The sequence below is a fragment of the Bradyrhizobium sp. P5_C11_2 genome, assembly GCF_054049755.1.
The window spans coordinates 1-9,192 of sequence record NZ_JBFULT010000299.1 but is presented as its reverse complement, the minus strand read 5'-3'; the positions used below and the strand labels follow the sequence as shown (position 1 = coordinate 9,192).

The window sequence follows — 9,192 nt, the reverse complement described above, 5'->3', positions numbered from 1 at the left end:
GTCACGGTGATCGACCGCTCGATTCCTCGTCTTCGCGAGCTGGATGATGTCTTTCTCGGGCGGGTGCGCACCCGCTTCTCGACCATCGAGGCGGTCGAGGAGGAGGTCTTTGCCGCCGACGTCGTGATCGGCGCGGTGCTGGTGCCCGGCGCGAGCGCGCCAAAGCTCGTCACGCGCGCGATGCTCAAATCGATGCAGCCCGGCGCGGTGCTGGTCGACGTCGCCATCGACCAGGGCGGCTGCTTCGAGACCTCGCATGCGACCACGCATACCGATCCGACCTACGAGGTCGACGGTATCGTGCATTATTGCGTCGCCAACATGCCGGGCGCGGTGCCGGTGACGTCCAGCCAGGCGCTAAACAACGCGACCCTGCCGTTCGGCCTGATGCTTGCGAACAAGGGCTTTGCCGCGGTGCTGGAAAATCCGCATCTGCGCAACGGGCTCAAYGTCCACCGCGGTCGTATCACCAACAAGGCGGTGGCGGAGAGCCTCGGGTTGGAATTCGCTCCGGTGGAGAGCGGGCTGGCGGCGTAGGGGCGCAGCCTATACCGGCTTGCGGTGACGGCTGCCGAGCGCGGCCGCGATGGTCTCGGGCTTCTCGATGCGCCCGATCAGCATGTCGATGCGGTCGCCGCCCCAGAACAGCTCGCCATTGAACACCATGGTGGGAACGCCGAACACGCCCAGCGCCTCGGCTTCATCGATGATGCGATCGTGCTCGGCACGGGCAGGGCCGTGAACGTAGGATGCGAATTCGCTGGCCGATCCGCCGCATGCGGTGACGACGCCGGTGATCTCTCCGAGATCATCGATCTCCAGCTCGTGGCTCCAGAAGCGGCGAAACACCGTGTCGTGGTAGGGACGGAAAAAGCCGTGGCGTTGCGCGAACAGCATGCCGACGCTGGAATAGAACGCGTCGTAGATCCGTCGCGGGCCCTTCATGACGAGCCCTTGCGCATTGGCGTAGCGACGTGCGTCCATATAGGCGTAGCGCACCTTGCGCCAGAAATGCGGCGTGCGCTCCTCGACCGTCCCCATGAATTCAGCGACGCGCAGCGTATAGGGCAGCCACTCCAGCTCGACGCCATGCGTCTCCTCGAGCGCGAACAGCCGCTTGTTGGCGACGAACGCGTAGGGGCTCTTGTAGTCGGTGTAGATGCGTACGCGCGGCTTGGGCATCGGTCTCTCCCTACAGTCTACCCCTTCGTCAGCTTGTACTGCCTCAAATCCGGATCATGCGTCATGCGCCAATAGTCGACGAAGCGCCACGGCATMGCGGAAAACACGCGGCCGCTTGAGTTGCGATAGTAGGTCGTCATGCCCGGATGGGTCCAGATCATGCCCTCGTGCTCGGCGTCCACCTTCCGGATGTAGTCGTCGTGCACGTCCTGGCGGACGTCGATGGCGGAAACGTCGTGCTCGATCATGTCGACCAGACAGGCGGAGATGTAGCGGCTCTGGCATTCCGACTGAAAGATCACGCTGCCGCCATGGGCGGGGCCGGAGTTCGGCCCCAGCATGCAGAAGAAGTTGGGAAAATCGGGCACGGTGAGGCCGAGAAACGCGGTCGGATTGTCGTGGCCCCATTTGTCGCGCAGATTCTTGCCGTCGCGGCCGGTGATGTCGAGGCGGGCCGCCATTTCCGTGACCTTGAACCCGGTCGCGATCACGATGATGTCGGCCGGGCGGTGCTCGCCGTCGGCGGTGACGATGCCGCCCTGATCGAAATGGTCGACCCCGTCGGTGACCAGCTCGACATTCGGCCGCGTCAATGTCTTGAACCAGTTGTTGTCGAGCAGGATGCGCTTGCCATAGGGCGGGTAGGTCGGCACGCATTTGGCAATCAGGTCGGGGCGATCCTTCAGCTCGGTGAGGATGAAGTCGGTCAGCTCCTGCCGGTGCCGGTCATTGCCCTTGTTGACGGCGCGCTCGGGATGCGGCCAGGCCGGGTCCTTGCGCAGGAAGGGCAACAGTCCGTCGCCATAGCGCCAGAACATGTTGAAGCGATACCACTGCACATAGAACGGCAGATGCGCGAGCAGCCAGCGCGCGCCCTCGCTGATCGGATCGGCATAGCCCTGCACCGGCCGCGCCCATTGCGCGCTGCGCTGATACACGGTGACGGAGGCGACGCGGCCGGCGATCGCCGGCACGAGCTGCATCGCGGTGGCGCCGGTGCCGATCACGGCAACATGCTTGCCGTCGAGCTTGATGTCATCGGTCCACAGCGCCGAATGCAGGATCGTTCCCGCAAAATCGTCCTCGCCCTCGAAGCGGGCGCGGGAGGGGTCGTTGAGCTGGCCAATGGCCGAGACCAGCGCGGTGGATTCGAAGGTTTCTTCGCCGTTCTGCGTCCTCAGCGTGGAGATCCAGCGCCGCTTGCCTTCGTCCCAGCGCGCCGAGGTCAGCTCGGTGTTGACGCGCAGATGCTTGCGGATGCCGTATGCGTCGGCAACCTTCTGGAGATATCCGAGCAGCTCCTCGCGCTGGCAGAAATACCGCGTCCATTCGTTGTGCGAGCTGAAGGAATAGGAATAGGAGTGGTTCGGCGTATCGACGCCGCAGCCCGGATAGYGGTTGATCCACCAGGTGCCGCCGAGCTCGTCGTTCTTCTCGACGATGGTGTAGGGGATGCCGAGATGGCCGAGCGTCACGCCAAGCGCGATGGCGCAGACGCCGGCGCCGACGATCAGGACGTGCTGATCGGCGAGTTTGCCGTCGGAAGGGCGATTGGTCCAGCGCGGTTCGCGCGCCACAAAACCCATCTCTTCGCGCATCAGCGGCGCATATTCCGGCGCGACGTTTTCGCCGAGGCAGGCGCGCATCATCCTCAGCAGCAGCGTGTCGCCGGGGTCGGCGATCACGGGCTTGGGCGCTCCGTCGGCAAAGAGGTTGACGACCGCGGCGCGAATTTCGTCCTGAACCTCCCTGGGCACGCCGGCCTCGGGATCGGGGATCAGGCGGATGTCGCGCTTCGGCAAATAGGGCGGCTCGAGCCAGCGCTCGTCGCCCGTCATGTGCACCAGCACCATCAGGAGGCAGCGGATATCGCCTTCGGCAATCGCCGAGGCGAGGTCGAGCGGCTTGCGTGGAGATGCGATGTTCATGGTGTTTCCTGATCCCCGGATGAACTGAACAGGCCGCGCGTCATCAGCTTGCGATAGGCCGAGATGACGTGATCGGGCACGGCGCTGACGCCGCCTTTCGAATAGGAGTAGCGGCGGCTGAGATAGCCGCGCGAGCCCATCAGCATGTGGACGATCGCCTCGAACTCCTCGTCGCTGTAGTCCTCGATGGCCCCGGCGAGCCGGGCGCGGCGCAGGATGCGGACATAGGCGGTCGAGATGTTGTCGAGGTGCTTCTGGTAGCCGACGGGAGCGAAGAATTCGGCCTCGTTGAGGATGCGCAAAAATTCCGGCACCTCGCAGATGAAGTCGAAGAAGGCCGAAAAGCGCTCGATCTCCTGCCGCGCCGCATCGGCCGTGCCGGTGCGCGCGCGGATGAACTCGACCATGTCGAGGCCGATTTTCGGCAGCAGCTGATCGAGCAGCTCCTGGCGGTTCTCGAAGTGATTGTAGAAGGTGCCTTGCGCGACGCCGGCCTGCTCGGTGATGCGGGCCACGGAGGCTTCGGCATAACCATGTTTGCCGACGACTTTGGTCGCGGCGTCAAAGATCTTCTGCTTGGTCCAGGCGTTGCGCTCGACGCGGTTGAGCTTCGTCACTTTTGCCGCGGTGTCTGCTCGCGTCATTCAACAGTCTCCAGCTCGGCGCGCAGCACGCGCTTGAGGATTTTTCCGCTCGGGTTGCGCGGCAGGCTGTCGCGGACAACGAGCTGTTTCGGCACCTTGAAGCTCGCCAGCCGCGCGCGGCAGTGCTCGGTGAGGGCAGGCAGCTCGAGCGTGGCGCCTTCGGCCAGCACGACGATGGCGACCGGCTTCTCGCCCCAGCGCGCATCGCGCAGGCCGATCACCGCGACCTCGCGCACCTCCGGTAGCTCGTAGATGACACGCTCGACCTCGGAGGAGGCGATGTTCTCGCCGCCGGAGATGATCATGTCCTTCTTGCGGTCGGTCAGATAGAGGAAGCCGTCGTCGTCGAGATAGCCGACGTCGCCGCTGCGGAACCAGTCGCCGAAGAATGCGGCCGCCGTCTTCTCCGGATCCTTCCAATAGCCGCGCGTAATTTTGGGCCCGCGCAGGCAGATCTCGCCGTTGACGTTCGGCGGCAGCCTCTCACCGGCCTCGTCGCGGATCTCGATCGCGACATGGGTGATGGCGCGGCCGGTCGAGCCGATCTTCTCGATCTCGCGGCCGGCCTCCATGAAGGTGTCGCCGCCCACGGTTTCGGTGAGGCCATAGGCGTCGATGTAGCGCGCGTTGCGGAACAACTCCGAGAAGGCGCGGATGCGCACCTCCGGCGTCTTCTCGCCGCCGCCGATCGCCCATCTCAGGCTGGAGACGTCGTAGCGCTCACGGGTGGGGCAGGTGAGCATCGCGGTGGTCATCACCGGCGCGAACCAGGCTGCGTTGAGCCGGTCCTCCGCGATGGCGGCAAGCGCCGCCTCGGGCTCGAAGTTGCGCTCGATGCGGATGAAGCCGCCATGCCAGAGCACAGCGATCCCGGGCAGGTCGAGCGCGCCGACGTGATAGAGCGGGCCGACGACGAGCAGCCGCGTCTCGGCGCTCAAGCCCAGTGCGATGGTCTGGTCGGCCGACTTCCAGTAGAAATTGTCGTAAGCGAGCATCACGCCCTTGGGACGGTCGGTCGTGCCCGAAGTGTACATCAGCCGCATCAGGTCGGACGGTTGGCGGACGTGGATGGGGGCGGGCGGCGCGTCGCCTGCGAGGTGCGTCACGCTGTGCTGCGCGGCTTGGTTCAGCACGACCACCGTTGCGCCCGCCGCGTTCGCCGCCAGCTCTTCGTCGACGATCAGCAGGCGGGCGCCGGCATTGCCGGCGATGTAGCCGACCTCGTCGCGGGAGAGGCGGAAGTTGATCGGCAGAAACACCGCGCCGAGATGGCTGGTGGCGAAGACCAGCTCCAGGAACGCCGCGCTGTTCTTCATCAGGACGGCCACGACGTCACCGGCACCGATGCCCTGTCCGGCGAGCCAGCCGGCGACTTGCCGGATGCGCGCGTCGAAGGCCGCGTAGGAAATCTCCTCGCCGCGATATTTCAGCGCGGGCCGCYCCGGCGTCCGCCGGGCGTGAAAGGCGATGAAGCTCGAAAGGTTGATCATTTGCGGGCTTTGGGCCGGTGTCGGCCTCATTTCCTCCCTCGATGAATTATGACTCGTAATTCATCTTTGGCTTGACGTCACCCCCCTGCCTCTGAAATTGTTGGGAACACGGAGACGAGACGATCTCCGGCAGGGATCAGGACACGCCGACCCGACAGAGGGAGGAAAAAAGATGACGAGAACCCGCAGACCGGGCATCAGCCGCCGCTCGACACTGGCGCTGATGGGTGCCGGAGCGATGAGTGTTGCCGCGCCCTGGGTGGCGCGCGCTCAGGCCAAGACCATCAAGATCGGCATGCCGACGATTCTGTCCGGCCGCGTCGCGCAGCTCGGCACGTCCTCGCGCAATGCGGTGATGCTCGAGGTCGAGAAGGTCAACGCCGCCGGCGGCCTTGCCGGTCGGCCAATCGAGATGGTGATCCGCGACTCCAAGGGCCAGCCGCAGGAAGCCGCCCGCGTCGCGCGCGAACTCGTCAACACCGACGGCTGCGAGTGGCTGATCGACGGCGAGGCGTCCTCCGGCTCTTTCGCGGTGCATGAAGTGGCGCGCGATCTCGGCGTGCTCTGCGTCCACACCTGCTCGGAAGCCTCTTCGCTGACCGCCGATCCCAAGCAGCACATTCCCAATGCGTTCCGCTGCGTGCGGCAGGGCATTCACGATTCCATCGTCGGCGGCAGCTACGCCGCCTCGATCTCCAAGGCCAAGGGCCTGAAGAAATGGGCGACCTGCTCGCCCGACTATGCCTATGGCCGCGACACCACCGGCGAGTTCACGCTGTACCTGAAGCGCTTCGCGCCCGACGTCGAGGTCATCAGCGAGTCCTGGCCAAAGCTGTTCCAGCCAGACTACACCGAGGTCGTCACCAAGATTTTGCAGGCGAAACCGCAGGCGCTGTACTCCTGTCTGTGGGGCGGCGATCTCACCTCCTACATCGACCAGGCCAACATCTACGCGATGTTCGGCCAGATGGAGGTGTTCGCGGTCAACATGGCCGACTACACCGCGCTCACGGTGGTGAAGAACCTGCCCAAGGGCATCCACTCCGGCAACCGCTACATCAAGACGTTCCCGACCACGCCGGAAAATGCCGCCTGGGGCGATGCCTACAAGGCCAAGTACAACGAGTATCCGACCAACTGGTCGTGGCAGAACGCCACCGCGGTGATGTTCCTCGCCGAAGCCGCCAAGAAGGCGAACTCCACCGACGGCAAGAAGATCGCGGAGGCCTTGGCCGGCCTCACCATCAAATGCCCGTTCGGCGCCGACGGCTCCGTGACGATGCGCGCCGACGACCACACGCTGGTCGGCTACGCGATCGGCTGGGGCACCACGATCCCGCAGGAGCCCTATGTGCCGGAGGTCAAGGCCGGCGACTGGAAGACCATCTTCGAGCTCGAGGCCGAGTGGAAGAAGAGCAAGGGCTACACCTGACAACGCGTTCGGCGGAGACGGGCGACCGTCTCCGCCGTCTTGTTTTGGTTCTCCGCGCCGTATCAGGCGCGCCGCAATGAAAGTGCACCCGTGGATCTCGACGCGCTTGCCGGCTGCCTTTCCAGTTCCGCCTGCCTGGTGACGCAAACCACCAGCGGGCTCATCATCGGCATGCTGCTGTTCCTGGTCGCGGTCGGGCTGACCCTGATTTTTGGCGTGCTCAAGATCGTCAATTTCAGCCACGGCGCCTTCTACATGTTCGGCGCCTACTTCGCGATGACGGCCTATCAGCTCACCGACAGCTTCGCGCTGGCGATACTCGCGGGCGCGGCCGGCACCGCGATCCTCGGCCTGGTCTTCGAGCGCGTGTTCATGAGCCGCGTCTATGGCGCGGACGTGCTGATGCAGCTGTTGGTCTGCTACGCCTTCGTGCTGATCTTCGACGATGTGGTGCGGCTGATCTGGGGGCCGGAATTCAAGTCGATGGGCATGCCGGCGGCATTCCAGGTGATGCCGCTGTTCATCGCCGGCGGCGTGGTGCCGCCTTACTATCTGCTGCTGATCGGCGTGGCGCTGGTCGCGGCCGCCGTGCTCGGCTTTGGCCTGTCGCGCAGCCGCATCGGCAAGGTGATCCGGGCGGCGGCGCATAATCCCGGCATGGTCTCCGCGCTCGGCATCAACACCGGCCTGATCTATGGCGGCGTGTTCGCGCTTGGCGGCATGCTGGCGGGGCTCGCCGGTGCGCTCGCCGCGCCGGTGCGGTCGCTGACGCCGGGCATGGGATTTTCGGTGCTGATCGAATCCTTCATCGTCACCGTGATCGGCGGCATGGGCTCGATCCTCGGCGCGCTGATCGGCGCGCTGCTGATCGGCCTGATCCGCTCCTTCGGCTCCCAGGGCTTTCCGTTGTTCACGGAAGGCCTGATGTATCTGTTCATGGTGATCGTGCTGGTCTCCAAGCCCACCGGCCTGTTCGGCAAGGAGGCGGCATGACCGAGCTGGAGGCCGGACGCGCCGAGAGGCTGGTGCCGGTGCGCAACGGTGCGGTGCTGCAACGCTATCGCGACGTGCTGATCGCGTTGCTCGCCTTTGCCGTGCTCGCGAGCCTGCCGCTGTTCACCGGCAGCAAGGCGCTGCTCGACTTCGTCATCCGCTGCTCGGCCTACGGCCTGTTCGCGACCTCGCTCAATCTGCTGGTCGGCTATACCGGCCTGACCTCGTTCGGCCATGGCATGTTCTTTGGCTTGGGCGCCTATGGTTACGGCCTGATCATGCAGCGGCTCGGCGTGCCGATCCCGGTAGCCTTCGTCGCGACGCTTGCGATCACCGCCGTGGTCGCTGCCGTCATCGGCGCGATCTGCGTGCGGTTGAAGGAGATCTATTTCGCCTTCGTCACGCTGGCGTTCCAGATGCTGATCCACTCGACCATCCTGTCCTGGGCCTCCTTCACCGGCGGCGACCAGGGACTGCGCGGCGGCATTCCGCGGCCGGTGTTTCTCGGCGTCGATCTCTCCAACCATGTCCATCTCTATGTCGCGAGCTGCGCGCTTTTGATCCTTGGCCTGCTCGCGATGCGGCAGATCGCGCAGTCGCCGTTCGGCTACACGCTGCGCATGATYCGTGACAATGCCGCGCGCGCGAGCTTCCTCGGCATCGACGTCTGGCGCGCAAAACTCACCGTGTTCGTGCTGGCGGCGCTGTTCGCGTCGATGGGCGGCATGGTGATGGCGCTGTTCGTCTCCGGTGCCTATCCCGAATTCGCCTATTGGACGATCTCGGGCGAGGGCATCTTCATCAACATGCTCGGCGGCGTCTCGACCTTCCTCGGACCAATGGTCGGCACGGTGCTGCTGCTGCTGCTCAACGACACCGTCACGCGGTTCACCGAATATCATGGCATCGTGCTCGGCGTGGTCATCCTGTTCTTCGCGCTGGGCCTGCGCAAGGGCCTGCTCGATTTCGTCGCCGAATGGTTCGCACACCGTCGCGACGCAGGCGAGGAGCGCTAGTGATGTCAGGTTTATCCATCGGGCAGTCGTTCCGGGGCGCACGAAGTGCGAACCCGGAATCTCGAGATTCCGGGTCTRGTCCTGACGGACCATCCCGGAATGACGATGCCAGACAACTGCGCGAGACGCACCATGCTTGAAATCCGCAACCTCGCAAAATCCTTTGGCGGCGTGAAGGCGACGAACGACGTCACGCTCGATTTCCCCGACGGCTCGCTCACCGCGGTGATCGGCCCGAACGGCGCGGGCAAGAGCACGTTCTTCAACCTGATCACCGGCGCCTTGAGGCCGGATTCCGGCCAGGTCCTGCTCGACGGCGTCGACCTGGCCGGCCGGTCGCCGCCGGAGATCGTGCGCCACGGCATCGGCCGCGCGTTCCAGGTGGCCAGCATTTTCAAATCGCTCACGGTGCAGGAGACCATGCTCGCCGCGGTCAGCGCCGACCAGCGCACGTCGGCGGTGCTGCACAAGCGCTTTCCGTTGCCCGAGACGCGCGACCGTGCCGAG

9 protein-coding genes are annotated in these 9,192 nt (G+C 65.0%); 5 read left to right on the top strand and 4 right to left on the bottom strand.

Going from position 1 to position 9,192, the window contains the following annotated elements:
- The coding region (locus ACXJL8_RS24850) for an alanine dehydrogenase (RefSeq protein ID WP_456685756.1) at positions 1-537 on the top strand (537 nt) is incomplete at its 5' end.
- Positions 538-546: 9 nt separating this feature from the next.
- Here the strand turns inward: ACXJL8_RS24850 and ACXJL8_RS24845 are convergent.
- The 4 genes from ACXJL8_RS24845 to ACXJL8_RS24830 are packed head-to-tail and all read right to left on the bottom strand — an operon-like array spanning position 547 to position 5,244.
- A complete protein-coding gene (locus ACXJL8_RS24845; protein WP_456622267.1) occupies positions 547-1,182 on the bottom strand; it encodes a DsbA family protein in 636 nt (211 codons plus the stop codon).
- 17 nt (positions 1,183-1,199) lie between these two features.
- Positions 1,200-3,110 carry a flavin-containing monooxygenase gene (locus ACXJL8_RS24840; RefSeq protein ID WP_456685755.1) on the bottom strand — a complete coding sequence of 637 codons (1,911 nt, stop codon included), beginning with the start codon at positions 3,108-3,110 and terminating at the stop codon, positions 1,200-1,202.
- Entirely contained in the window at positions 3,107-3,754 is a 648-nt protein-coding gene (locus ACXJL8_RS24835) for a TetR/AcrR family transcriptional regulator (protein WP_456622269.1), read from the bottom strand. The genes ACXJL8_RS24840 and ACXJL8_RS24835 overlap by 4 nt, the downstream gene beginning before the upstream one ends.
- Complete coding sequence (locus ACXJL8_RS24830) at positions 3,751-5,244, bottom strand: AMP-binding protein (protein ID WP_456685754.1); 1,494 nt, start codon at positions 5,242-5,244, stop codon at positions 3,751-3,753. Before ACXJL8_RS24830 ends, ACXJL8_RS24835 begins: the two co-directional genes overlap by 4 nt.
- Positions 5,245-5,416: 172 nt before the next feature.
- Between ACXJL8_RS24830 and ACXJL8_RS24825 the strand changes: the two genes are divergently transcribed.
- The 4 genes from ACXJL8_RS24825 to ACXJL8_RS24810 form a co-directional block, all read left to right on the top strand.
- Positions 5,417-6,676 (top strand): ABC transporter substrate-binding protein, encoded by a 1,260-nt coding sequence (locus tag ACXJL8_RS24825; protein WP_456622271.1) that lies wholly within the window; start codon positions 5,417-5,419, stop codon positions 6,674-6,676.
- Positions 6,677-6,766: 90 nt separating this feature from the next.
- Positions 6,767-7,669 carry a branched-chain amino acid ABC transporter permease gene (locus tag ACXJL8_RS24820; protein WP_456622272.1) on the top strand — a complete coding sequence of 301 codons (903 nt, stop codon included), beginning with the start codon at positions 6,767-6,769 and terminating at the stop codon, positions 7,667-7,669.
- The gene (locus ACXJL8_RS24815) at positions 7,666-8,685 is read left to right on the top strand and encodes a branched-chain amino acid ABC transporter permease (protein ID WP_456622273.1); all 1,020 of its coding nucleotides are present in this window, start codon (positions 7,666-7,668) and stop codon (positions 8,683-8,685) included. Before ACXJL8_RS24820 ends, ACXJL8_RS24815 begins: the two co-directional genes overlap by 4 nt.
- A gap of 132 nt (positions 8,686-8,817) precedes the next feature.
- Positions 8,818-9,192 (top strand): ATP-binding cassette domain-containing protein (locus ACXJL8_RS24810; protein WP_456685753.1); only part of this gene is annotated, 375 nt, incomplete at its 3' end.

Excerpts from the sequence above, each read along its gene's own strand:
- ACXJL8_RS24845 (WP_456622267.1), bottom strand. The coding sequence starts at position 1,182 with ATGCCCAAGCCGCGCGTACGCATCTACACCGACTACAAGAGCCCCTAC.
- ACXJL8_RS24835 (WP_456622269.1), bottom strand. The coding sequence starts at position 3,754 with ATGACGCGAGCAGACACCGCGGCAAAAGTGACGAAGCTCAACCGCGTC.
- ACXJL8_RS24825 (WP_456622271.1), top strand. The coding sequence starts at position 5,417 with ATGACGAGAACCCGCAGACCGGGCATCAGCCGCCGCTCGACACTGGCG.